A 24034-nucleotide genomic window follows, 5' to 3' on the forward strand; every position below is an offset into this window, starting at 1 on the left:
CAGCGTCCCCGGCTCCATTCTTACCGATCCGCTGATATGTTCCAGTTGTAGATGCACCGATCGAGGCCGATGGCGATCTCGAGCACGAGGACATCATGGTCGACGGCAGCTCCCTTCTTCGGCTGCGACCGGTAGCGCTGCGGAAAATCGGTGCGCCGCGAGATCGAGCAGACCTCCATCCACTTGTTGCCATTGTCGACCTCGATATCCATCGTCACCTCGGAATAGGCCGGCAGCCGGTCGGAGGCCACGATCCGCGTCGGCAGAGGGATCAGCGAGGCGATCATGCGGCGCACCGGTTCGAGGCAGGCGGCGTGATTGTCGTTGCCGCTGTCGGCCGTGAAGGCGCATTGGAATTCGAGCTGCCAGAACTCCTTCAGCCGCATGTGTTTGGTCGGCTGCTCCTGCTCACGGCGATAGGATCTGCCGGCCTGCCAGACGCAGAGCGGTAGCCGCGTCTTCGAGTGATTGCCGAGAATATGCTGCATGTAGGCATAGGTCGATGGCGTGGTCTCCGGCCTCAGTACCAGCGCGGCATCACCGGCTGACAGCTGTTCCTGGACCCAGATATCGGCATTCGAATAAGCGCTCGAAACCAGTGATCGCGGCATCAAGGTGGGAGCCTCGACCCTTCGAACATCCCAGGCCGGATTGACCGATCTCAGAAAACTGCGGACCTCTTGCGAGAAGAAGCCGATCATATGATCGCGCAGATGGATCTCGCGCTCCTCCCAATGGACGAGCGAATTGACATGATAAAGATTGAGCACGGTGCCTGTCTCCCTGGCAACCTGGATTGACGTGGTGAGGGGCTTTACGTCCAGCCGGACGCAGAGAGCGCCCCGACGTCACAGCAGGACGCAGAGACCTCGTCCGTCAAAAGCGCACACAATCGCAGCCTGCAGGCAGGTGCTGATATGGCGGGAGAAAGGCGCGCGCTTCATGCTCATGTTGAATTTCTACGTGCCCTGCGCGCCATTGTCAAAACCCAAGACGGTAAGACAAAAGCAATCAGCTGTGGATGGGGCCTTTTTATTGCCGCCTGTCCTTCATTTCGTCACAAACTTTCTGGATCCGCTTGCGTTTAGCCGATGGCTCACCCGACCGTCCAACGACAGAGACAGTAACATCGATGACCAAGACGACCTCCCGGCTCCTTGCCACCGCGCTCTCGTCCGCCATGCTGATGGGCGCTTTCACTCTGGCCCAGGCCGGCCAGGCAAGCTTCGTCGTCGATGCGCACTCCGGTCAGGTCCTCGAAGGCTCCAATCAGGACGAATTGAATTATCCGGCGTCGTTGACCAAGATGATGACTCTCTATCTCGCCTTCGAGGCCCTGCATGAGCGGCGCCTCAACTGGGAGCAGAAGCTCACCATGTCGGAAAATGCCGAGAGCAAGGAACCCTTTAAACTCGCTGTCGGCGCAGGCCGCCAGGTGACGCTGCGCGAAGCGGTCGAAAGCATCGTCGTCTTGTCTGCCAACGACTCTGCCGTGGCGATCGCCGAACAGCTTGGTGGCTCCGAACAGGCTTTCGCCATGGCGATGACGGACAAGGCGCGCCAACTCGGCATGAAGGATACTGTCTTCAAGAATCCCTCGGGCCTTCCCGATCCCGAGCAGGTCACCACCGCACGCGATATGGCGACCCTCGGCGTCTCGCTGATGCGGGATTTCCCCGAGGAGTTCAAGCTATTTTCCATGCGCGGCTTCCAGTTCCGCGGCATGAAGCTGCGCGGCCACAACAACCTCATGTATCGCTATGACGGCGTCGACGGCATCAAGACCGGCTTTACCGATGCATCGGGCTACAATGTCGTGACATCGGCGCTGAAGGATGGCCGCCGCGTCGTCGGCGTTGTCATGGGCGAAAAGACCGCAGGCCTGCGCGACGACAAGATGGCAGGACTGCTGGACAGCACCCTGTCGTCGTCATCGAGTGCGACAGCTTCCACGACACCGGGCAACCAGCCGGGAGCGACGATGACGGATTCGCAACCGACGAAATAAGCGCTCGATGCACGTCGCCCGAAAATGCCCAGCGTTTGAGATAACGGCATGCAGGAAACAGAAACCTGCCGACAGGTTTTTGCTGCCGGTTATCTGAAAACTACCCTCAGGCTAAATTGGATAGGGTGACAATCCAGGCGCCGTCGGGACAAATATTTTTAAACGCCGGCAAGGTCACATTGCGGCGTTCTCCTGCAAACACCGGATCAGATCGAGCGCAGCGTCCAGTTGACGATCTCGGAGGCAACCATTGAGAAGGCACGGTCGAGACCCTTGACGAAGCCGCCATTATCGCCGCCGGCCGGCGCCGTGGCGCGGAATACCTTCTGGGCGCGCACCGAGCCGTTGCGGTCGTTGAGGATCTTGGCGGAGATTTCGACCACCGCCTGGTTGCCGTTTGAAGCGTCGATCTCGAAGGAGCGGATATCGGTGACGACCTGATAGTCGATCGCCAGTCCCTGCCCCGGCATGCCGACGCCACCGAGCTTGCCGGAGTTCTCGAAGGCTTCCACCAGCTTCGACTGCACCATGCGCGGCAGCTTGTCGCCCCATTGCGCCCGCGAGAGATACTGGATTTCCGAGGACGAGACGCGGATGACGATCTGCTCGCTGCCGAGCGCACTCAGCGCCGTTGGCGATGCGATCAGGATCTGGCGGGATTTGGCCGCCGGTCCGTCGCCGTCGACGGCGGCGGAAAGGTCATAGGTATCGTTCTTGGCCGCAGTGCCGCACCCGGAAAGGATCAGCGCCGTCAGCGGCAGCGCGATCACCGTTCCCCTGATCCATGAACGGCGCGACAACAGATGCGATGCGACCATATTAGGCTACCCCTGACTTCCCAGTTAACGCCGCGTCCGGCCGTCATATTGCTTCACCGTGTCCCCGCCGAAGATCAGCCGTTGGGGATTGCGGTCGAAGTTGGTGATCGTATCGTTCAGATTGTTGACGGTTCCACGCATGTCGTTGACGAGCGTCTGCACGTCGCGCAAACCGCCGCTTGAGAATTTCTGCAGATTGTCGGCGATCGGCCCGATGCGCGCATTCAGGTTGTCGGCGACCTTCTTGAAGGATTCCAGCGTATCGCGCGCCTCGGTAAACAGCGATTGTGTGTTGTCGGTTCCAAGCAAGGCATCGACTTTGATCAGGATACCGTCGATGCGGGTCGAGGCCGAATTCAGCTTGTTGGCAAGCTGCGAGACGTCCTGGATCGTCTGGTCGATATCTTTCTGACGCCCCGAAACCGTGTTGGCGACATCGCGGATCGACGCGACCGCGGCGCGTGCATCCTTGGTCGCCTGCGAGATATCGTCAACCGAGCCCTTCAGCTTGGCCGGGTCGATCTGGGCGACAAGCGTGTCGACGCGGTCGAGCGTCGCCTGTGCCTGTTTTCCGAAATCGTTGAAGGTGGTGGCCGTCTGGTCGAACTTCTGGATCGCCCCCTTAAGGTCGCCAGAGGCATCGGCGACATTGGCGGTGATCTTGTCGGCGTTGGAAACGATGTTGTCGATCTTCTTCGCATCAACCGCCTTGACCAGCGATTCCACAGCTTGAAGCGTCGAATCGACACGGCCGGAGACCGCCTTCACCGTATTGGAAAGCTCACCCACACTCTGCAAGAAGGCGTCGATATTGCCGGAATTCTTGGCAAGCGCATCCGAGAACGTCTCGGCATTCTTGAACGTCTGGGTCAGCGGCGCGCGTGAATCCTCGATGAAACCCTGAAGCTCACCGACCGCATCATTGGCGCGATCGAGGATCTTGTCGGCGGTCGCCAAAAGATTGGTGACGCTCGACTGGTCGGCGACGATGACAGCGCGTTTGCCGTTGTCGAGCGCATGTTGGAGGATGCTTTCCTCGCCCTTGCGGCCACCTGAAAGTTCGATATAGGCAGCCCCGGTCAAGCCCTGGATTTCAAGGGCGGCTTTGGTGGAAGGGTAGATCGGCGCATCGGTGCGCACCTGGGTGAAAGCCAGCGAATATTGCGGATCGTCGGCATCGATCGACAGTGTCTGCACCGAGCCGATCTGAATGCCGTTGAAGCGCACCGGCGAGCCGACGCTGAGGCCGTTGGCCGAACCCGGAATACGCACGATCAGCTCGGTCATCGGGCCACCACGGCCATATTCGGCCATCCAGTAGACGAAGCCGAAGGCCGCCGCGATGACCAGCACCGTGAAAAAACCGACAATCGTATAATTGGCTTTGGTTTCCATCTTATCCGGTCACTTCCCGCTGCTGCCGTGCCGCGCGCCATCATCCTGCGGCACGATCGAGCGCGCCCGCTTGCCCTTGAAATAGGCTTGCACCCACGGATCGTCGTAGGCCAGCATGTCGTTGATCGTGCCTTCCACCATTACCCGTTTCTTTCCGAGCACGGCAATACGGTCGCAGACCGAAAACAGGCTGTCGAGATCATGCGTTACCATATAGACGGTCAGTCCCAGACTATCGCGCAGGTTGGCGATCAGTTCATCGAATTCGGCGGCGCCGATCGGGTCGAGACCCGAGGTCGGTTCATCCAGGAAGACGAGTTCAGGATCAAGCGAGAGTGCACGGGCAAGGGCGGCGCGCTTGATCATGCCGCCTGACAGTTCGGACGGGTATTTGTCGGCGGCATCGGCTGCGAGCCCGACCATGCGGATCTTCAGATGCGCCAGTTCGTCCATCAGCGAGCGCGGCAGGTCGAGATATTCGCGCATCGGCACCTGGATGTTTTCCTTGACCGTCAGCGACGAAAACAGGGCCCCCTGCTGGAACAGCACGCCAAGCCGCATGTCGAGCGCGTTGCGCTGCGGTTCGTCGAGTTCGTCGAAATCCTGGCCGAGGATCTTGATCGTGCCGGAGCGGCGCGGCAATAGCCTCAGCACCGTGCGCATCAGCACCGATTTGCCGGTGCCCGACGCGCCGACGAAGCCGAGGATTTCGCCGCGATAGATGTCGAGGTTGAGATTGTCGAGCACCACCTTGGAGCCGAAGGCGACGGTGACGTCGCGCGCCGAGAGCACGATGTCTCTCTCGTTTCTGTCTTCCGTATCGATTGGTTTCTCGTCCACGCGATTCGCCATGCTAGAAGTCGATCGCTGCATAGAACATCGCAAAAAGCCCGTCCATCAGGATGACGACGAAAATCGCCTTCACCACCGCGGCCGTCACATGCTGGCCGAGCGATTCCGCGCTGCCGCCGACCTTCAGCCCTTCGACGGCGGCGACGATGCCGATGACCAGCGCCATGAACGGCGCCTTGATCATGCCTGAGAGCACCGTGGACAGCGTCACCGCCTCGTGCAGGCGCGACAGGAAGTTGGCGAAGGTGATGCCGGAATAGCCCCAGGCGACGGCGGCCGCACCACCGAGCGAGGCGAAATTTGCCAGCACCGTCAAAAGCGGCAGCGCGATGGTCAGCGCCACCAGTCGCGGGAAGATCAGTACGCCGATCGGGTTGAGCCCCATCACCTTCAGCGCGTCGATCTCCTCGCGCATCTTCATCGAGCCGATCTCGGCGGTGATCGCGCTGCCCGAACGGCCGGCGATCATGATCGAGGTCAACAGCACGCCGATTTCGCGCAATTGCAGGATGCCGACGAGATCGACGACGAAGACCTCGGCACCGAAGTAGCGCAGCTGGAAGGCGCCCTGCTGGGCAATGATCGCCCCGATCAGAAACGACATCAGAAGGATGATCGGAACGGCGCGAACGCCCATATTGTCGATTTGGTTGATGATCGAGGCCGGCGAAACGCCGCTGCCGCGGCCGAACTTCATCTGTGCGCCGCGCACCGCCGAGCCGAGAATATACATGGCGGCGGCGAAATTGTCCCAGACGTCGTAGGCCATCTTGCCGACCGGCGCGAAGATGCGCCCAGCAAGCGACACCTTCTCCTTAAACTCCGGCTCCGGTTTGGCCGACTCCTCGGAGAACATCGCCAGCATTTCGTCGATATGCTGATTGGTGCCTTCGAAGCGGACCGACCGTCCGGCCGCCTCCTCTTCCTTCTTCAGCCGGCACAGCAGCCAGATCCCGGCGGTATCGATATCCGTAATGTCGGAAAGATCGACCGTCAGGTCACCGGCCTTCTGGTGCAGCAGCTTCTCGAAGTCACGCAGCACGAAATGCACATAGGCACTACGCCAGCTGCCTCTGAGACGAACATGCTGCCCCGAGCCATCGGACTGGTCGTCCACGTCAAGTGAGGCAACGTTGCGATTCTCGGCGTTCAAGATACCTATGTCTTTCAAGGCTCACGGCGACATTGCCGACTCGGCGGATCGTTCGCCGCCCGGCGCGTCAATATACAGAAGCAACGTGCGAATTCCATGCTCACAGGACAGCAATAATGCCGCGCACCCTCGATATCCAGATGAATTCATTTCCGATTGCCGGGACCTTCACCATCTCGCGCGGCGTAAAGACCGAGGCCGAGGTGATTACCTGCACGCTCTCCGAAGACGGTGTACAAGGGCTTGGCGAATGCGTGCCCTATCGCCGCTACGGTGAGACCATGGAGAGCGTTTTTGCCCAGATCGAGGCGGCGCGTCCGCTGATCGAGGCCGGGATCTCCCGCCGCGACCTCTTGTCCGCCATGCCGCCGGGCGCTGCCCGCAACGCCGTCGATTGCGCCCTCTGGGACCTGGAAGCGAAACAAACGGGTGAAAGCGTGGCGGCCCGTCTCGGCCTTGCCGATCTGAAGCCGCTCACCACCGCTTACACCATCTCGCTCGGCGAGCCGGAGGTGATGGCCGCAAAGGCGCGCGAACATGCAGGCCGCGCGCTGCTCAAGGTCAAGGTCGGAACCGGCGACGATGAAAGCCGTATCCGCGCCGTCCGCGCGGCCGCACCCGATGCCGCCATCATCCTTGACGCCAATGAAGGCTGGCCGGAAGCCGTGCTCGAACGACATCTCAACATCGCGGCGCAAGCGGGTGTGGCTCTCGTCGAGCAGCCGTTGCCGGCCGGCCGCGACGCTCTGCTTGCCGAAATCCGTCGCCCGCTTCTCGTCTGCGCCGACGAAAGTGTCCACCACACCGGCGATCTCGCAAGCCTTGCAGACCGCTATGACGCGATTAACATCAAGCTCGACAAGACGGGAGGCCTGACGGAGGCCCTGGCGATGAAGGCCGAGGCAGAACGGCTCGGTTTCAGCATCATGATCGGCTGCATGGTCGGCACCTCGCTTGCCATGGCGCCGGCCGTGCTGCTCGCCCAGAATGCCGATTTCGTCGATCTCGACGGTCCGCTGCTGCTTGCCCGCGATCGCGAACCCGGCCTGCGCTACGCCGCTTCCCTGGTCTTTCCGCCTGAAAGCACGCTTTGGGGCTGAAGGTAGTAAGCTGAGATGACGAGGCCGAGACCGGAGAACGCGACGAGCGCCATGACGTAATAGCTGACGACGCCGAGCCAGGCATAGAGATAACCCGACGCCAGCGTCATCAGCGCCATTGCCATGCCGACATAGAAGAAGTAGGCGCCTTGCGCCGAGGATTCCTGCGTCTCCTGCACCGTCGCCATGATCCGCCGCTGCACCCCGGTATGCACGAAGGCATAGGTGAAGCCGTGGAAACATTGCAGCAGGAAAAAACCGGCAAAGCCGGTATTCATCGGAAACAGTATCCAGCGGCAGACGCTGACCGCGCAGCCGAAGCGGATCAGGGTCCAGGCGTCGAAGCGCCGGTTGAGACGCTTCGACAGGAAGAACACCGTCACTTCGGAAGCGACGCCGACGCTCCAGAGCAGGCCGACCTCAGTGCCGGAAAAGCCGAGATGATGCCAGTAGATCGATGAAAAGGCGTTGAGCACCGCATGGCTGGACTGCTGAATGGCGACACCGATCAGCAGCAGCAGCAAGTGCGGCTCGCGCAACCCGCTGCCGGTGGCGGCCGGAATGTTGATCGGCTGGCCACGCCGACGCGTCGGCCCGATGCGCGGGCAGAAGATTGCCATGACCACGGTCATGGCAAAGCCGAACACCATGATATCAAGCACCATCCCGCCGCCCCACCGGCTGATCAGCTGGCCACCGACCAGCGTCGAGACGATGAAGGCAATCGAACCCCAGACGCGCATTGACCCGTAATCGAGGCCCCAGCGGCGCACGCCCGAGATGACGATCGATTCGACGACGGGCACATAGGGCGCGAAAGTGGCGCCCTGCAGTGCATAGACGATCGTCACCGGCCAGAAGGTCGTCGTCCAGAACAGCGCGATCGCCGTCAGCAGCGACAGGCTGCCCGACCAGAGCAGCACGTCGGCGCGCTCCTTCAAACGGTCGGCGATCATGGCGACAACAGGCGCCACCAACACGCGAACCACCATCGGTATGGCAAGGATAACGCCGATCTCGTGGTCGCTGAAGCTGTGGGTTGCGAGCCACATCGGAAAGAACGGCAGAACGATGCCGTTGACGAGCAGTGGCGCGCAATAGGAAAGCGCGCTGAGCAGCCGGAAGCGCGGAGGCGCTCCCTCACTCGGGGAATGTTGAGCGGGAATCATCGGTGGACCTGAAGGAAACTGATCGTTGTCCTAACACACCACCCTGGAGGCGACCATTGCGAGAAATAGCCCTACTGAAACGTTTTAGAAAATAAATAGTGCCTGTCGCCTGACGGTAACGGCTAAACTCCTGGAGCGCGCGGCGCTGATACGCCGGCCCCAAAAATCAGACGGCCCTCAAATCAGGCGCCCCCAAATCACGCGGCCTGCGGGGCGAACTCGCCCTGGTCATGCATTTCGATGGCGGCAAGCGCCGGCACACTGCTGGCAAGCGCCCGCCAGGTGATCAGTTCGAACGTGCCGTCGTCGTGCTCGGCCACCGCCGTGCAGCTTTCCACCCAATCGCCCGTATTGATGTAGCGGATGCCGTCCATGTCCTGGATGATGGCATGATGGATGTGTCCGCAGATCACGCCGTCGGCGCCGCTTTTGCGGGCTTCCTCTGTCACGACGCGCTCGAACTCACCGATGAAGTTGACGGCATGCTTGACCTGCAGCTTCGCCCAGGCCGAGAACGACCAGTAAGGCATGCCGAGGCGTCGGCGCACTGCCGCCAGGAGGATGTTGATGCGGATCGCAGTATCGTAGGCCCAGTCGCCGAGATAGGCGAGCAGGCGTGCGTTGCGGACGACCACATCGAACTCGTCGCCGTGCAAAATCAGGTATTTTTTGCCGTCGGCGCCATCATGCATCATGCGGTCGACGACCTCGATGCCGCCGAAATGCATTCCCGGGAAGTCGCGCAGGAATTCGTCGTGATTGCCGGGGATATAGACGACGCGTGTGCCCTTGCGGGCCTTGCGCAGCAGCTTCTGGACGACATCGTTGCAGACCTGCGGCCAGTACCAGCTGCGCTTCAGGCGCCAGCCGTCGACGATGTCGCCGACGAGCACGATCGTATCGGCCTCGTGGTGGCGCAGGAAATCCAAAAGGAAATCGGCCTTCGCGGCCTTCGAGCCGAGATGGACATCGGAAATGAAGAGCGTTCGGAAATGTCTGGGTTCCATCATGTCTATCACGAGCTGTCGCTCATGCCCCATCTTTCATCTAGCCTTCCAAAACCAGACTCGTGTTTCAGGAAGATGACAGACTGGGGAAAAGCCCTGCGCGCCGGCAATATTGCCCTCTCCATCGAGCGCGTTCATGATGAAGGCGACTCATATCCGACAATGCGGGATGGCTGATGCGTCTCTTTCTCGTTCGCCACGGCGAATCTCTCGGCAACCTCAACGAACAGGCCTATCGGCAATTCGGCGATCACAATGTGCCGCTGACCGAGTGGGGTCACCGCCAGGCGGTGGAAGCCGGCGGCGCGATCGCCTCCTATTTGAAGACACTGCCGGGCGCGGATTTCCGCAAGCTGCAGATCTGGTACTCGCCATTCCTCAGAACACGGCAAAGTAAGGATGCCTTGCTTACAGCCCTGCCGGAAAGCTATGTCGGCGAAATCCGGGAGGATTACCTGCTGCGCGAGCAGGATTTCGGTCTGTTCACCGAAATCTATGACCATGCCGAACAGAAGCAGAAATTTCCCGAGGAATTCGAAAAATGGGCGAGACTGCGCAGCAACAGCGGCAAGTTCTACGCGCGGCCGCCAGATGGCGAGAGCCGGGCGGATGTGGCCCAGCGTGTCCGCCTTTTCCTTCAGACCGTCATGCGCGACGCTGAAAATAGCAGCCACAACGTCGTGATCGTCGGCCATGGCGTCACCAACCGGGCGGTCGAAATGAATTTTCTGCACCGCCCCGTCGAATGGTTCGAGCGTTCCGACAATCCTGGAAATGCCGATATCACGTTGATCGAGGGGACGCGCTCGCAAGGATACGTGTCGACCCTGCTGCACCAGGCGGCCGACCGGCAGCCGGGACAGGAAAGTGAACTGCGCGATGCCTATGGCGCCGACGTGACGATCACGCCGAAGCCCGGTGGATAGGTTTCTGGCGGATTACACAAGGCAACCCGCCAACTCCTCACCTCAGGTTATTCGTCGCCTCGGGTGAACCTTCACCTCGGGTGACTGGTCACCCTATGTCGGCGACGTCACCGTTGCCGGTTCCTGCCCGGCCGGTGCCTCCTCGTTCACAGTCTCCGGCCGCTTCATCCTCAAGAGACGCAGCACGAAGACGAAGAAGACGGGAACGAAGAAGATCGCCAGCACCGTCGCCGAGACCATGCCGCCCAGCACGCCGGTGCCGATCGCATTCTGGCTGGCCGCACTTGGGCCGGTGGCGATTGCCAGCGGCACCACGCCCAATGTAAAGGCGAGCGAGGTCATGATGATCGGCCGGAAGCGCAGCCGAGCGCCTTCGATCGCGGCATCCATCAGCGATTTTCCCTCGGCAAAGCCGTCCTTGGCGAATTCGACGATCAGGATGGCGTTCTTCGCCGACAGACCGATGATCGCGATCAGGCCGACCTTGAAGTAGATGTCGTTGGACATGTCGCGGCTCATTACCGCGAGCACGCAGCCGATGACCCCAAGCGGCACGACCAGCATCACCGACAACGGGATCGACCAGCTCTCGTATAGCCCCGATAGCAGCAGGAAGACGAAAAGGATGCTGAGACCGAACAGGAAGGGCGCCTGCGATCCCGATTTGAGCTCCTCCAGCGACTGGCCGGTCCATTCGAAGCCGAAGCCGTCGGGAAGCTCGGAGGCCAGCCGTTCCATTTCGGTAATCGCCGCGCCCGATGAATATCCCGGCGCCGGAGCGCCCGAAATGCGAACAGAGGGATAGCCGTTGTAACCGACGATCTGCGCCGGCCCCTTCTGCCACTCGGCGACCGCGAAGGATGAGAGCGGCACCATGCCGCCGCTCGCATTGCGGACGTTGAGTTTCATCAGGTCTTCGGCCTGAAGCCTGCTCTTGTCCTGTGCCTGCACGATGACGCGCTGCATGCGGCCGGAATTCGGGAAGTCGTTGACGTAGCTCGAACCGAGATTGGCGGTGATCGTGCTGTTGATGTCGGCGAAGGCGACGCCGAAGGTATTGGCCTTTTCGCGATCGATGACGAGCACCAGCTGAGCCGAATCAGGCATGCCCTCCGGCCGGATACCGGCGATGATGGGGTTCTCAGATGCCTTGCCGAGCAGCATTCCTGCCGCCTCGGTCAGTGCCGCCTGGCCCTTTGCCCCGCGATCCTGAAGGCGGAAGGTGAAGCCGTTGGTCGTGCCGAAGCCTTCGATCGGCGGCGGCGACAATGCGAAGGAAGTCGCATCCTTCAACGCAAACAGCTGCATATTGACGCGGTTGGAGATCTCCTGCACCGAATTGCCCGCGCCACGCTCGGCCCAGTCCTTCAGGGTAACGAACACCAGGGCGGCATTCGGCCCCTGCCCCGAAAAGCTGAAGCCCTGGATCGCCACGACGTTGGCAACCGCCGGCTCCTTCTTGAAGATCGCCTCGATGCTTTCGAGCGAGGCGACCGTGCGGTTACGGCTCGCCTCGGGCGGCCCCTGCACGTCGACGATCAGGAAGCCCTGGTCCTCGTCCGGCACGAAACTGCTCGGCAGGTTGACGAAGAGATAGCCGAGACCGACGACGACCGCGACATAGACCGCCATGACCCGCCAGGAGCGCTTGGCCAGTCCCTCGACGGCGCGGGCGTACCTGCCGGTCAGCCGTTCGAACTTTCGGTTGAACCAGCCGGCGATGCCCTTCTTCTCGTGATGGCCCTTGATCGGCTTCAGGAAAGTCGCGCAGAGCGCCGGCGTCAGCGACAGCGCCAGGAAGGCCGAAAACAGGATCGAGACGACCATGGTCAGGCTGAACTGGCGGTAAATGATGCCTGTCGAACCCGGGAAGAACGCCATCGGCACGAAGACGCAGGAGAGCACCAGCGTGATGCCGAGGATTGCGCCGGTGATCTGCCGCATCGCCTTTTTGGTCGCCTCCTTCGGCGACAGGCCTTCCACCGCCATCAGACGCTCGACGTTCTCGACCACGACGATGGCGTCATCGACGAGGATGCCGATGGCAAGCACCATCGCAAACATCGTCAACACGTTGATCGAGAAGCCGGCGGCAAACATCACCGCCAGCGTCCCGAGCAGCGCGACCGGCACGACGAGCGTCGGAATGATGGTGTAGCGGAAGCTTTGCAGGAAGACGAGCATGACGATAAAGACGAGGGCGACGGCTTCAGCGAGCGTATGCGCCACCTTCTCGATCGATGCCGAGACGAACGGGCTGGTGTCGTAGGGAACGGAATATTCGACGCCCGCCGGGAAGAAACGCGACAGCTCCTCCATCTTCGCCTTGACCAGATTGGACGTGTTGACGGCGTTGCCCGTCGACGACAGCTGGATGGCGATGGCAGCGCTCGGTTGCCCGTTCAGCCGGGTGGAGAAGCTGTAGCTCTCGCTGCCCTCTTCGATCCGCGCGACGTCGCGCAGCCGGACGTTCGACCCGTCGGCATTGGCGCGCAGCACGATGTTCCCGAATTCCTTGCTGTCGGTCAGCTGACCCTTCACCAGTACCGTCGCCGTCAGGTCTTGCGAGATCGGATTGGGTGCGGCGCCGATCTGGCCCGCCGCAACTTGGGCATTCTGCGCCGAGATCGCCCCGCTGATGTCGGAGGCGGTGAGGTTCAAGCCGACCATCTTGTCGGGATCGATCCAGATGCGCATCGCCCGCTGCGAGGCAAACAGCTGCGCCCGGCCGACGCCGTCGAGACGGCGTAGCTCGCCGATGACGTTCCGGTTGAGATAGTCGCCGAGCGCCACCTCATCGGTCTTGCCGTCGGTCGAGGTCAGCGAGATGAACATCAGGAAGCCGGACGACGCCTCCTCGACTGTGACGCCCTGATCCTTGACGGATTGCGGCAGCCGCGGCTCGACGCGGCGGATGGCATTCTGAACGTCGACGGAGGCCTGGTCGATATCGGTGCCCGCCGCAAACGTCGCGGTGATCGTCATCGCGCCCGAGGTGTCGGAGGTCGATTCGAAATAGGCAAGGTGCTCGACCCCGTTCAGCTCTTCCTCGATCTGCCGGGTGACGCCCTGATAGATGTCCTGCGGCGATGCGCCGGGATAGCTGGTAGTAATGCTGAGCTGCGGCGGCGCGACCTTCGGATATTGTGCGACCGGGAGGAACGGCAGCGCGATCAGGCCGGCGATGGAGATGAAGATCGCAAAGACCCATGCCAGGATCGGGCGATCGATAAAGAAACGTGCCATTGATCTTACTCCGGCTTCTTGGCGTCGCCGGACGCGACTTCGCCATCCCGCCACGCTTCCGGCGCGACCTTGGCGCCCGGCTGCAGTTTCTGCACGCCGTCGACGACCAGGCGTTCGCCAGCAGACAGGCCGCTTTCGACCACCCATTCATTGCCGGAGGATTGACCGAGCTCGACGTCGCGCGGCTGCGCCACGTCTCCGTCCTCTAGGACATAGACCTGCGCCTTGCCATCGGCCGCACGGATGACGGCGCGTTGCGGGATGAGGATCGCCTTCTCGCGGACGGCCTGCTCGATGCGGACCCTGACGTAAAGACCCGGCAGCAGATCGCCGTTGGGATTGGGGAATTCGCCGCGCAGGGTAACCTGGCCCGTCGTCGCATCGACGCTGGCGCTGCGGAACAGCAGTTTTCCGGCCTGGGCGTAGACCGTGCCGTCGTCGAAGACGAGTTTGATGTCGGCTTTGCCTTGTTCCGTCGAGGCGAGGTTGCCATTCTCGACCGCCCGCTTCAGCGCCAGCAAGTCGCCGGAGGATTGCGTGAAGTCGGCATAGACGGGGTCGATCTGCTGGATCATCGCCAGCGCATCGCCGGCATCTGCCGTCACCAACGCGCCTTCGGTCACCAGTGCGGCGCCGATGATGCCTGAGATCGGTGCCCGGATTTCGGTATAGCCGAGATTGATCTTCGCTTCGTCGAGTGCTGCCTGCGCCAGCGCGACATCGGCGTCGGCCTGGGCAAGGGCGACAGCCGCCGCATCATATTCGACCCCGCTTGCGACATCGCGGTCGCGCAGCGACTTCTGCCGATCCAGCTGCTGCCGGGCATTCAGCTGCGTCGCCCTGGCGCGCTCGAGGCTGGCTTCGGCGCTGGCGACGCGGACCCGGAACAGGGCCGGATCGATCCGATAGAGCACGTCGCCCTGATGAACGAGACTGCCCTGCTCGAACACCCGTTCCTGCAGGATGCCGGAAACCCGGGCCCTCACCTCCGAAACACGCGTCGCGGCGATGCGGCCGGGCAATTCGCTGACAACGGGAACCGGACGCGCGTTCAGCGTCAGCACGCTGACGGCGGCCGGCGGCATGGCGCCGCCTTCCTGGGCGTGAACCGGCAATCCCACGCCGAGGAACAGCGCCAGCGTTAGTGCGTAACGCACTGTTTTCGTATGAAAATGCATAATCCACTAGCCTTCCTGATGGTCCCGCTGAGGTCCAAAAAAGCACAGCCCGCCGAAATGACGTTCGGCGGGCCTCCTGTGCCGACAGATAGCCAATCTTATTTCGGATTGCAAGATACCTACCGGTTGGTATGATAGCGACATCACTTCTTTTGGTATGATAGCTCCGCGATCCCGGGAGTGATACTGATCCCCTCCGGTCTTCTCGTCACGAAACGCATCTCGAACCCAGGTCATGCATTGATAGATAGTCCCCGCAACAGAAAGAAACAACCGGAAGTCGTGCGGCAGGCTCTTCTCGATTGTGCCACCAAGCTGGCACTGGAGCAGGGTCTGGCCGCCGTCAGCCTGCAGGCAGTCGCAAGTGCTGCCGGTGTGACAAAAGGAGGTCTGTTTCACCACTTCCCCAATAAGCAGGCTCTTATTGAGGCCGTGTTCGACGGTATGATGGAAAACCTCGACCGCGAAATCGACCAGGAACTGGAAAAGGACAAGGGCGGCCACGGCACATTCAGCCGCGCCTATGTCCGTACTCTTTTTTCCGATCGCGCTCTCAACAACAGCCCATGGTCGGCGCAGACGATGACCGTGCTGGCCGACCCCTACTCCAAAAGCCTCTGGCACAAATGGATCAATGACCGGCTGGTCAGGCACGCCGAAACCGACGCGGGAATGCGGCTCGAAATCATTCGCCTGGCGGCGGATGGCGCATGGCTCGCCCATGTCCTAAGGCCAGACGACCGCGCCGGCTCGGACGACACGGCTCTGCTGAAGGAATTGATCGAACTCACCGAGGGGTGACAGCCGATCGGCATCCCGCGCCCGAGCGCTGTCACTTGAGCGCGGGATGATCCGGCTAAGCAGCCCGCACGGCCACCGTCGGTTTGACGTTCTGGTTCATGCGGAACAGATTGTTCGGATCGTAGCGCCGCTTGATTTCGGCAAGCCGGCCGTAATTGGCGCCATAGGCGCTTTCCACCCGATCGGCCTCGTCCTCAGGCATGAAGTTGATATAGGCGGTTCCCACAGCATGCGGCTTGGTTGCCTCGAAAAGCTCACGCGCCCAGCCGGTGCAGCTTGCATCCATCCCGCTTTCCCGCCAGCGTGCATGCACGTTCATGACGAAATGCGAGCTGCGCTGCGGAAATGCGGTGGCCTCAGTCGGAATGCGGCCGGCCGCACCGCCGACATGGCCGATGAAGATTTCGCATTCTGGTCCCGGCAGCTTGCGCACGGCGTTGAGCAACACCTCGATCGCTGCGTCGGAGAGCGAGGCGAAATCCTGGCTCTTCCAGTAATTGCGCGCACCTGGCGTCAGCAGCGGGTCGAATGCCTGCTGCCAGCCGGTAAACGGTACCGGGCCGACGACGTCGGCAATCGGTTTTCCGATCGCCCGCAATCTTTCCGTCGCTTTTTCCCCGGCCGCGATGTCTCCGCAATAGCACATCGCAAGCACCACGACCTCTTTGCCATGCCATTCGGCCGGAAGGAACGGCAGCGGCGGCGCCTGGCGCATCACCACCCAGCAGGTCAGTTCATCGGGTGCGGCTTCCAGCGCCTGCCGATATTCCCTCAGCACCTTTTCCGCGTCAGCGAACGGATGCACCACCAGCCCGGCGAGGACCTCTGTCTTGAGCGGGTTGAGCTGGAATTCGAAGGAGGTAACGACGCCGAAATTGCCGCCACCGCCGCGCAACGCCCAGAACAGGTCCGGTCTTTCCGTCTCGCTCGCCTTGACCAGCTCGCCATCGGCCGTCACCACATCCACCGAAATCAGATTGTCGATCGTCAGCCCGAATTTGCGGGTCAGCCAGCCGAAACCGCCGCCGAGCGTCAGGCCGGCTATGCCGGTGGTCGAATTGATGCCGGTCGGCAGCACCAGCCCGAAGGCGAGCGTTTCCTGGTCGACGTCGGCAAGCGTTGCCCCCGGCTCGATCCTGGCGCGGCGCGTCTCCGGGTCGACCCGCACCGATTTCATCGCCGACAGGTCGATGACGACGCCGCCCTCGCAGACGGCGTTGCCGGCAATACCGTGGCCGCCGCCGCGCACCGAAACGAGCAGATTATTGTCGCGCGCAAACCGCACCGCGCGCACGACATCGGCAGCGCCGGCGCAACGCGCGATAAGCCCGGGCCGCCGGTCGATCATCGCATTCCAGATCGCCCGCGCCTCATTGTAATCCATGTCTTTACTGGTCAGGAGATTGCCGCGAAATCCGGCGGCAAACGCATCGATGGCCACGTCATTGACCATCGTCTGCCCCTTTTGCAGGGTCGTCAGGTTCAAATTGTCCATGGTTTCCTCCATGCGACCGGCGCCCCGCACCGTCGCGGCCGGGATTTTGCGCCCGTTGCCTTCGGCAAACAAGTTTCGAAAAGGATTAGCTAACATAGACGTGGTAGAACGAAGCGTATCTCGTTGAGATTACTTTTAAAATTTGTACCGGCGCCGACGGACGGCGATCCTTGCGTGGTAGCCCGTTGCGATCGCCGCGCAAGTTCCTACTTTGCAACCTCGTAAATGGCGGGATGCAAATTCGTTGCTTTGATTTGCCATTGCGATAGACAGGATCGCCAACCTGGAGAAGATCGATGGTCAGTTTCGGTGTTTTGACAACCTATGTCCTGGTGGTGCTGGGTCTGATGATCATTCCGGGGCCGGCCACACTCCTCACCCTGGCCAGAGCCATCAGCGGCGGCAAACGCGCCGGAATGGCAACGGGCCTCGGCATTGCTGCGGGTGATCTTGTCCATACGACGATGGCAACCTTCGGCCTGTCGGCATTGCTTGCCACGTCAGCCCTGGCGTTTGAAATCGTCAAATATGCCGGCGTCGCTTACCTGATTTATCTCGGATTCCGGGCCTTCTTCGAGAAGGCGCAAAGCCTCGACATGCCCAAGGCACAAGCGATCAGCCCCATGCGCGCCTTTCGTCAGGGACTCTTTACCGAGATCCTGAATCCCAAGACGGCTTTGTTCTTCTTGGCTTTCCTGCCGCAGTTCATCCATCCGGAAAGCGGGTCCGCCATCGCACAATTCGCCCTGCTCGGAATCATTTTCGTCGGGCTCAGCATCTGCGTAACGTCGCTTCTGGCGATCGCGGCCGGTTCTATTGGCGGCTGGCTGCAGAGCAACCGTCGGGTTGGGCGGTGGCAGGGAAAGGTCGTCGGCACGGTTTACATGGCCTTGGGTGCCAGGCTCGCCCTTCAGCAGCAGTAACCTGCTGCTTCGCGCAAATATCAGCGCACGCTGGAAAATAGCTTTCTCAGGAAGAAACGGCGCGGCGTTTGGGCGTCGCCTTCAAGTTCGCCGAACTGCTCGAAGCCCAGTTTGAGATAGAAGGGTTTCGCTTGAAAATCGAAGGTGTCGAGAAAGATACCCAAACAAGCGCGCTCGCGGGCTATGCGCTCTGCCTCCTCCATCAGCTTGGTACCAAAACCTTCGCCTCTGCGCGCAGCTGGAACAACCAGGTATTTGATAAAAAGCCAATTGTACTCCTCCACGGCATAGAGACCCCCGATGATGTCGAAAGTGTCGGGATCTCTCAGGACTATCCCGAGATCGGGCTGCTCGATCAGGTGAGTCGTGTGCGGAGCGTTGAAGTCCAATAGCAATTTGAGCACTTCGTTCCGCTCTTCGGCGGTTGGCTCATTCGGGAGGATTTCGAGGATGGGCAGCATCACCAAAGGATGAGGCAGCGATCGCGCAGTGTCCAGCTGTCAATTGGAGATGCCCCTCCGCCCGCCCGTCTCACGAAAACTTCTCCCATCCCTATTTCCATACTGTCGCCGCTAACCGATTGATGTATGCAGGGAGCACAAAAGACGTGCACGGAGGCGGCAATGGATCACCAGGAAAAATCCAAGACGGAAAAGAACCTGACAGGCGGCGATCTCGACGAGCAGGCGCTGTTCTTCCACCGCTATCCCCGCCCCGGCAAACTGGAGATCCAGGCAACCAAGCCGCTCGGCAACCAGCGCGACCTGGCACTTGCCTATTCGCCCGGCGTCGCAGCCCCCTGCCTTGCCATCCGCGACAATCCCGAAATGGCGGCCGAATATACCTCGCGCGCCAATCTCGTCGCCGTCATTTCCAACGGCACGGCAGTGCTTGGCCTCGGCAATATCGGCCCGCTGGCCTCGAAGCCGGTGATGGAGGGCAAGGCCGTGCTCTTCAAGAAATTCGCCGGCATCGATGTCTTCGATATCGAAATCGACGCCGCAGGCGTCGAGCAGATGGTCTCGACTATCGCCTCGCTGGAGCCGACCTTCGGCGGCATCAATCTCGAAGACATCAAGGCGCCGGAATGTTTCGAGGTCGAGCGGCGCCTGCGCGAAAAGATGAAGATCCCGGTCTTCCACGACGACCAGCATGGCACGGCAATCATCGTCGCCGCCGCGATCCTCAACGGACTGGAACTCGCCGGCAAGGCGATCGAAAACGTCAAGATCGTCGCCTCCGGCGCCGGTGCCGCAGCCCTTGCTTGCCTGAACCTGCTGGTGATCCTCGGCGCCAAGCGCGAAAACATCTGGGTCCACGATCTCGAAGGCCTCGTCTATGAGGGCCGCATCGAGCTGATGGACGAATGGAAATCCGTCTACGCCCAGAAGAGCGAGACGCGCACGCTCGCCGAAAATATCGGCGGCGCCGACGTCTTCCTCGGCCTGTCGGCCGCCGGCGTGCTGAAGCCGGAGCTGCTGGCGCAGATGGCCGATAAGCCGCTGATCATGGCGCTCGCCAATCCGACGCCGGAAATCATGCCGGATCTTGCCCGTGCCGCCCGCCCCGATGCGATGATCTGCACCGGCCGCTCGGATTTCGCCAACCAGGTCAACAACGTCCTCTGCTTCCCCTATATCTTCCGCGGCGCGCTCGATTGCGGCGCCGAGACGATCAACGAGGAAATGAAGATGGCGGCCGTGCGTGCCATCGCCGCCCTTGCCCGCGAAGAGCCGTCGGATGTCGCCGCCCGCGCCTATTCCGGCGAAACGCCCGTCTTCGGCCCCGACTACCTGATCCCCTCGCCCTTCGATCCGCGCCTCATCCTGCGCATCGCCCCTGCGGTTGCCAAGGCCGCCGAACAGAGTGGCGTGGCGCGCCGCCCGATCCAGGATTTCGACGCCTATCTCGATCAGCTGAACCGCTTCGTCTTCCGCTCCGGCTTCGTCATGAAGCCGATCTTCACCGCGGCCAAGGCAGCAGAACGCAAGCGTGTCATCTTCTCCGAAGGCGAAGACGAGCGCGTGTTGCGCGCCGCCCAGGTGCTGCTCGAGGAAGGCCTCGCCGAACCGATCCTGATCGGCCGCCCGCAGGTCATCGAGACCCGCCTGAAGCGCTACGGCCTGCGTATCCGCCCGCTGCAGGATTTCGAGGTCATCAATCCGGAAGACGATCCGCGCTTCCGCGAATATGTCGATCTCTATTTCTCGCTGGTCGGCCGCCGCGGCGTCATTCCCGAAGCCGCCCGCACCATCGTGCGCACCAACACCACCGTCATCGGCGCACTGGCGCTGAGGCGCGGCGAGGCCGATGCGCTGATCTGCGGTCTGGAAGGCCGCTACGAGAAGCACCTGCGCGACGTCCGCCAGATCATCGGCAAGCGCAAGGATGTCCGTGATTTCTCGGCCCTCAGCCTGATGATCTCACAGCGCGGCGCCACTTTCTTCACCGATACCTACGTCACCTTCAATCCGAACGCCGAAGAGATCGCCGAGGCTACGGTGCTGGCGGCCGAGGAAATCCGCCGTTTCGGCATCACCCCGCGCGCCGCCCTCGTTTCGCATTCCAACTTCGGCTCGCGCGAATCCGAAAGCGCCACGAAGATGCGCAACGCCCTGCAGCTTGTGCGCGAGGCCGCCCCAGATCTCGAGGTCGACGGCGAGATGCACGGCGAAAGCGCCATCACCGAAGCGCTGCGCAAGCGCGTCATGCCGGATACGACCCTGCACGATGAGGCAAACCTGCTGGTCTTCCCGAACCTCGACGCCGCCAACATCACGCTTGGCGTGGTGAAGTCGATGACCGATGGTCTGCATGTCGGCCCGATCCTCCTTGGCACCGCCCTGCCTGCCCACATCCTTGCCCCCTCGGTCACCTCCCGCGGCGTCGTCAACATGGCGGCGCTGGCCGTCGTCGAAGCATCGCAACCGGCTTAAGCCGGTTGCCGGCAAGCAAACGACAGGCGCTTGAGACCGGCCCGACGCCCTGTCAACCACCCTCTATCGACAGGCGTCCTCTGCCCGCGAGCGCATCCGCGCGTTCGTTGCCGATAATCCCTGAATGACCCTTGCACCAGGCAATGGTCACCAGGGCGTTCCGGGATAATTGAAGATCGATCGCTTTCCAGAGTTCCGCATTATCGATCGTTCGCCGTCGGCCATGTCCATTCGGGCTGCTTTTCTTCCAGCCATTGTTCTTCCAGATATGTCGCCGGCTGTTACAGCCTTTGACGGCATAGACGGAATCGGACCAGATGGTCGCAGCTTCGCCGGTTGTTTGGCTGTTGATCCACATGGCCGCCCTGAGAACGGCGGTCAATTCCATCGAATTATTGCTGGAATCTCCAACGCCACCGAAGTCCGCCGCGATTTCCACCGCATCGCGATAAGCGACAAACGACCAGCCTCCATGCCCGGAACCGGGCTCAAAACAACCGTCCGCGAAGACGTGAAGGCCGTGTTGGGTTTCCGCTACGCCTGATGTCGGTGCAAAGGATCGGATCTCGTCGGGAATGCCTGTCATTTTCACCGAGTCCCAGGCGATTGCTGGATAAGATTACGAAAATACGGTAGGATTTTCTCTGAGCTTATTAAGAGAAATCCGTTAAGGGAAAACGCGCGGCCGTTGAAGTCGCATTCGACCCACCGACCGTTTGCTCATTCCGGGACGACGCCGTGAAACGCCGAAACCTGTCTCTCGCCGTCCTCCTCGCTTTCTCAGCGCCCGCCGCCGCGCAGACCAGTGCCGTCTGTGAGGACCTGCGCGGCCGTCTCGCCGACCTGCCGCGATCGATCGGCAATGGCAACGGTCCGGAAGCCCGCCAATATTCCAGCGCCATGGCCGAGCAGAACCTCGAGCTGCGCAAGGTTCGCAACGACCTGCGCAGTTACGGCTGCACCTCGGGCAGCATGGTGGTGATCGGCGGCCAGAATGCCGATTATTGCGCCGAGCTCTCGGACTCCGAAGCCCGAATGATCGACAATATCGGTTACCTCCAGGATCGCCGCAACGAGCTGACCGGCCGGAACGGCGCCGATGACGGCGCCCGGCGGGAGCTGATGTCTGCGCTCGATAGCAATGGCTGCAACAGCGAGAATTTCTATGCGCCTGACGAGCGCAGCGCCAACGACCCTGCCCCGAGCGTCGAGGAACAGGCGATGCGCACCGATACCTTCATTCCGCTCGGCGGTGGTGAGGAGGCCGACCCGCGCTACGGCCTGCCGCGAGCCGAGATGCTGTCGCCGGTCAGCACCATGTGCGTGCGCAGCTGCGACGGCGGTTTCTTCCCGATCAGCTCGAACGCCACTTCGGTCGATTTCGGCCGCGATGCCCAGACCTGCGCCAAGATGTGCCCGGGGATCGAAACCCAACTGTTCTATCGCGAGGTGACGAGCACCGAAGCCTCGAACATGATCTCGGTCGCGACCGGCACACCCTACAGCGCCATGAAAAACGCTTTTGCCTACAAGAACCGCACGCCCGGCGAAAAGACCTCCTGCGCCTGCAATCTCACCGCCTATTATGACGAGATGCGCGGCAAGCAGGCGGTAAGCCAGCCGCCGCAACAAGGCTCGATCACCACCATCCACACCAATCCGCCGGTGAAGGATGGTACGGCTGCCGCGCCGCAGCCATCCGTGCCGGAGCGCCCGTACGACCCAACGCAGAACAAGGTCCGCCAGGTCGGCCCGCAGTTCCTTGCCGGTGACCAGGGCTCGATCGATCTCGCCAATCCTGCCGCACCTGGCCCCCAACCCCAGCAGCAGCAGTAATTGGCTACGGCTCGGTCCGCCCCCAGCCGTCGTGGAAGACGAGTTCCTCGAGCGGCAGCCGCTGCCGCCAACCTTTGACGGAGAGTTCCGGCTGATCATAGAGCCGATCGACAAAACCGGCGCAGAGCCAGGCGACCACCTCGATATGCTCGGGTATGCCGAGAATCGTTTTCAGGTCGCCTTCGTGAAAGATGCTGACCCAGCCGATACCGATCCCTTCGGCGCGCGCCGCAAGCCAGAGATTCTGGATGGCGCAGACGGTGGAATAGCTATCCATCCGCGGATTGTGCGTCCTCCCCAGCACCACGCTGCCGCTGCGCGTGGGATCGCAGGTCACGCAGATGCCGAGCGGCGCCTCTGCGATGCCTTCAAGCTTGAGGGAGCGGTAGGCCTGCTGCCGTTCGCCCTCAAACATCAATGCCGCCTCTTCGTTCGCCTTGGCAAAGGCATCGCGGACGCGCGCGCGCACCGTTGGACTTTTCACCAGAATGAAATTCCACGGCTGCATGAAGCCGACGGAGGGTGCGTGATGAGCGGCCGTCAGCAGCCGTTCCACGACGTCGTCCGGCAAGGGGTCAGGCAGGAACTGGCTGCGAACGTCGCGCCGCGTCAAGATCGCATGATAGACGGCCTCGCGTTCGGCCAAGGAAAAACCGGACGCCGCCGGAAGGGCATCCTCATCAAAGGGTCGCATCGTCAAATCCCCAACAACGCAACCGCCCGCCGTCCGCGCGGGTTGGGTCTATCTTGCCAGGCCGGTCTTCTGACTTGGCGTCATCCGTCTGCCGCAGCCTTCCCGGCAAAGCCAGTGGCATGATTAGCGGCAGACGTCAGCCTTACAGCGTTGGGCACGTTCCGGTCTTGCACCGGATTCCCGATTCTCCCGCCTGGCCGGCGGGCACCTGACGGCGCATCTATTTCAGGAAAGCAGCGCTACGGCAAGCCGGGAGTCCCCTTCTCCCCAGCGGGGAGAAGGTGGCCCGAAGGGTCGGATGAGGGGGCCGCACGGCACACCATTCATTGCCCTTCGCCCGCGCTCACCGCATTCGCGACTTCGCCGCTCACCCCCTTGTATCTGCACGTTAGAGATTTTGTGCGATGGAAGCGATTGAGCCTCTGGCCGGGTGGCCACCCGGCCAGAGGCGTGACGAAGTCGCCCGTTCCCCCTCTGGTTACAACCGTGGATGAGCC

The 24034-nt window shown here is 61.7% G+C and carries 20 protein-coding genes and 1 riboswitch; of the genes, 7 read left to right on the plus strand and 13 right to left on the minus strand.

Annotated elements, in window-relative coordinates; genetic code table 11:
- Positions 1-20: 20 nt before the first annotated feature.
- Positions 21-770: an aminoacyl--tRNA ligase-related protein gene (locus HJB89_RS28890; RefSeq protein ID WP_221117076.1), complete on the minus strand. Its 750-nt coding sequence runs from the start codon at positions 768-770 to the stop codon at positions 21-23.
- A gap of 362 nt (positions 771-1132) precedes the next feature.
- On the opposite strand from HJB89_RS28890, the gene HJB89_RS28895 reads away from it, so the two are divergent.
- Entirely contained in the window at positions 1133-2008 is an 876-nt protein-coding gene (locus tag HJB89_RS28895; protein ID WP_221133172.1) for a D-alanyl-D-alanine carboxypeptidase family protein, read from the plus strand.
- Between the two features lie 206 nt (positions 2009-2214).
- Here the strand turns inward: HJB89_RS28895 and HJB89_RS28900 are convergent, their stop codons facing one another.
- From HJB89_RS28900 to HJB89_RS28915, 4 genes are read right to left on the minus strand one after another with little or no spacing between them, the layout of a single operon-like run.
- Positions 2215-2826, minus strand: a complete 612-nt coding sequence (locus HJB89_RS28900) for an ABC-type transport auxiliary lipoprotein family protein (RefSeq protein ID WP_207580670.1) — start codon at positions 2824-2826, stop codon at positions 2215-2217.
- Positions 2827-2850: 24 nt separating this feature from the next.
- Complete coding sequence (locus HJB89_RS28905) at positions 2851-4221, minus strand: MlaD family protein (protein ID WP_164014169.1); 1371 nt, start codon at positions 4219-4221, stop codon at positions 2851-2853.
- A 9-nt stretch (positions 4222-4230) separates the two neighbouring features.
- Complete coding sequence (locus tag HJB89_RS28910; protein WP_221133171.1) at positions 4231-5073, minus strand: ABC transporter ATP-binding protein; 843 nt, start codon at positions 5071-5073, stop codon at positions 4231-4233.
- A gap of 1 nt (position 5074) precedes the next feature.
- Positions 5075-6244 carry an ABC transporter permease gene (locus HJB89_RS28915; protein WP_221133170.1) on the minus strand — a complete coding sequence of 390 codons (1170 nt, stop codon included), beginning with the start codon at positions 6242-6244 and terminating at the stop codon, positions 5075-5077.
- Positions 6245-6342: 98 nt separating this feature from the next.
- Here HJB89_RS28915 and dgcA point away from each other — a divergent pair, with 98 nt between their 5' ends.
- The gene (dgcA, locus tag HJB89_RS28920; protein WP_221133169.1) at positions 6343-7326 is read left to right on the plus strand and encodes an N-acetyl-D-Glu racemase DgcA; all 984 of its coding nucleotides are present in this window, start codon (positions 6343-6345) and stop codon (positions 7324-7326) included.
- Here dgcA and HJB89_RS28925 read toward each other — a convergent pair.
- Complete coding sequence (locus HJB89_RS28925; RefSeq protein ID WP_207580674.1) at positions 7278-8495, minus strand: MFS transporter; 1218 nt, start codon at positions 8493-8495, stop codon at positions 7278-7280. The genes dgcA and HJB89_RS28925 overlap by 49 nt on opposite strands.
- A 197-nt stretch (positions 8496-8692) precedes the next feature.
- Positions 8693-9535, minus strand: coding sequence for a UDP-2,3-diacylglucosamine diphosphatase (locus HJB89_RS28930; protein WP_164014159.1), 843 nt, complete (start codon positions 9533-9535; stop codon positions 8693-8695).
- A 143-nt stretch (positions 9536-9678) separates the two neighbouring features.
- Between HJB89_RS28930 and HJB89_RS28935 the strand changes: the two genes are divergently transcribed.
- Positions 9679-10428 (plus strand): histidine phosphatase family protein, encoded by a 750-nt coding sequence (locus HJB89_RS28935; protein WP_221117075.1) that lies wholly within the window; start codon positions 9679-9681, stop codon positions 10426-10428.
- 93 nt (positions 10429-10521) lie between these two features.
- On the opposite strand, the gene HJB89_RS28940 is transcribed toward HJB89_RS28935, so the two are convergent.
- Together HJB89_RS28940 and HJB89_RS28945 are read right to left on the minus strand one after the other, a co-directional pair.
- A complete protein-coding gene (locus HJB89_RS28940) occupies positions 10522-13674 on the minus strand; it encodes an efflux RND transporter permease subunit (protein ID WP_221117074.1) in 3153 nt (1050 codons plus the stop codon).
- 5 nt (positions 13675-13679) lie between these two features.
- A complete protein-coding gene (locus tag HJB89_RS28945; protein ID WP_221150859.1) occupies positions 13680-14852 on the minus strand; it encodes an efflux RND transporter periplasmic adaptor subunit in 1173 nt (390 codons plus the stop codon).
- A 240-nt stretch (positions 14853-15092) separates the two neighbouring features.
- Between HJB89_RS28945 and HJB89_RS28950 the strand changes: the two genes are divergently transcribed.
- Positions 15093-15653, plus strand: coding sequence for a TetR/AcrR family transcriptional regulator (locus tag HJB89_RS28950; protein WP_207584318.1), 561 nt, complete (start codon positions 15093-15095; stop codon positions 15651-15653).
- Positions 15654-15708: 55 nt separating this feature from the next.
- On the opposite strand, the gene HJB89_RS28955 is transcribed toward HJB89_RS28950, so the two are convergent.
- Positions 15709-17148 carry an FAD-binding oxidoreductase gene (locus tag HJB89_RS28955; protein WP_221133167.1) on the minus strand — a complete coding sequence of 480 codons (1440 nt, stop codon included), beginning with the start codon at positions 17146-17148 and terminating at the stop codon, positions 15709-15711.
- Positions 17149-17444: 296 nt separating this feature from the next.
- On the opposite strand from HJB89_RS28955, the gene HJB89_RS28960 reads away from it, so the two are divergent.
- Positions 17445-18071, plus strand: a complete 627-nt coding sequence (locus tag HJB89_RS28960) for a LysE family translocator (protein WP_207580679.1) — start codon at positions 17445-17447, stop codon at positions 18069-18071.
- 20 nt (positions 18072-18091) lie between these two features.
- Here the strand turns inward: HJB89_RS28960 and HJB89_RS28965 are convergent, their stop codons facing one another.
- A complete protein-coding gene (locus tag HJB89_RS28965) occupies positions 18092-18532 on the minus strand; it encodes a GNAT family N-acetyltransferase (RefSeq protein WP_207584319.1) in 441 nt (146 codons plus the stop codon).
- 162 nt (positions 18533-18694) lie between these two features.
- On the opposite strand from HJB89_RS28965, the gene HJB89_RS28970 reads away from it, so the two are divergent.
- Positions 18695-21007, plus strand: a complete 2313-nt coding sequence (locus tag HJB89_RS28970; protein ID WP_221117071.1) for an NADP-dependent malic enzyme — start codon at positions 18695-18697, stop codon at positions 21005-21007.
- A gap of 52 nt (positions 21008-21059) precedes the next feature.
- Here the strand turns inward: HJB89_RS28970 and HJB89_RS28975 are convergent, their stop codons facing one another.
- The gene (locus tag HJB89_RS28975; protein ID WP_221117070.1) at positions 21060-21593 is read right to left on the minus strand and encodes a ribonuclease H; all 534 of its coding nucleotides are present in this window, start codon (positions 21591-21593) and stop codon (positions 21060-21062) included.
- Between the two features lie 152 nt (positions 21594-21745).
- Here HJB89_RS28975 and HJB89_RS28980 point away from each other — a divergent pair, with 152 nt between their 5' ends.
- Positions 21746-22843 (plus strand): DUF2865 domain-containing protein, encoded by a 1098-nt coding sequence (locus tag HJB89_RS28980; RefSeq protein WP_221150860.1) that lies wholly within the window; start codon positions 21746-21748, stop codon positions 22841-22843.
- A 4-nt stretch (positions 22844-22847) separates the two neighbouring features.
- Here HJB89_RS28980 and bluB read toward each other — a convergent pair whose 3' ends face one another.
- Positions 22848-23537: a 5,6-dimethylbenzimidazole synthase gene (gene bluB, locus HJB89_RS28985; protein WP_221117068.1), complete on the minus strand. Its 690-nt coding sequence runs from the start codon at positions 23535-23537 to the stop codon at positions 22848-22850.
- A gap of 41 nt (positions 23538-23578) precedes the next feature.
- A riboswitch (cobalamin riboswitch) is annotated at positions 23579-23764 on the minus strand.
- Between the last annotated feature and the right edge of the window lie 270 nt (positions 23765-24034).

This window comes from Rhizobium sp. NZLR8 (genome assembly GCF_019685025.1).
In the GTDB taxonomy this organism is placed as follows: domain Bacteria; phylum Pseudomonadota; class Alphaproteobacteria; order Rhizobiales; family Rhizobiaceae; genus Rhizobium.

Excerpts from the sequence above, each read along its gene's own strand:
- HJB89_RS28895 (WP_221133172.1), top strand. The coding sequence starts at position 1,133 with ATGACCAAGACGACCTCCCGGCTCCTTGCCACCGCGCTCTCGTCCGCC.
- HJB89_RS28900 (WP_207580670.1), bottom strand. The coding sequence starts at position 2,826 with ATGGTCGCATCGCATCTGTTGTCGCGCCGTTCATGGATCAGGGGAACG.
- HJB89_RS28905 (WP_164014169.1), bottom strand. The coding sequence starts at position 4,221 with ATGGAAACCAAAGCCAATTATACGATTGTCGGTTTTTTCACGGTGCTG.
- HJB89_RS28910 (WP_221133171.1), bottom strand. The coding sequence starts at position 5,073 with ATGGCGAATCGCGTGGACGAGAAACCAATCGATACGGAAGACAGAAAC.
- dgcA (WP_221133169.1), top strand. The coding sequence starts at position 6,343 with ATGCCGCGCACCCTCGATATCCAGATGAATTCATTTCCGATTGCCGGG.
- HJB89_RS28925 (WP_207580674.1), bottom strand. The coding sequence starts at position 8,495 with ATGATTCCCGCTCAACATTCCCCGAGTGAGGGAGCGCCTCCGCGCTTC.
- HJB89_RS28930 (WP_164014159.1), bottom strand. The coding sequence starts at position 9,535 with ATGGGGCATGAGCGACAGCTCGTGATAGACATGATGGAACCCAGACAT.
- HJB89_RS28935 (WP_221117075.1), top strand. The coding sequence starts at position 9,679 with ATGCGTCTCTTTCTCGTTCGCCACGGCGAATCTCTCGGCAACCTCAAC.
- HJB89_RS28940 (WP_221117074.1), bottom strand. The coding sequence starts at position 13,674 with ATGGCACGTTTCTTTATCGATCGCCCGATCCTGGCATGGGTCTTTGCG.
- HJB89_RS28945 (WP_221150859.1), bottom strand. The coding sequence starts at position 14,852 with ATGCATTTTCATACGAAAACAGTGCGTTACGCACTAACGCTGGCGCTG.
- HJB89_RS28955 (WP_221133167.1), bottom strand. The coding sequence starts at position 17,148 with ATGGACAATTTGAACCTGACGACCCTGCAAAAGGGGCAGACGATGGTC.
- HJB89_RS28960 (WP_207580679.1), top strand. The coding sequence starts at position 17,445 with ATGGTCAGTTTCGGTGTTTTGACAACCTATGTCCTGGTGGTGCTGGGT.
- HJB89_RS28965 (WP_207584319.1), bottom strand. The coding sequence starts at position 18,532 with ATGCTGCCCATCCTCGAAATCCTCCCGAATGAGCCAACCGCCGAAGAG.
- HJB89_RS28970 (WP_221117071.1), top strand. The coding sequence starts at position 18,695 with ATGGATCACCAGGAAAAATCCAAGACGGAAAAGAACCTGACAGGCGGC.
- HJB89_RS28975 (WP_221117070.1), bottom strand. The coding sequence starts at position 21,593 with ATGACAGGCATTCCCGACGAGATCCGATCCTTTGCACCGACATCAGGC.
- bluB (WP_221117068.1), bottom strand. The coding sequence starts at position 23,537 with ATGCGACCCTTTGATGAGGATGCCCTTCCGGCGGCGTCCGGTTTTTCC.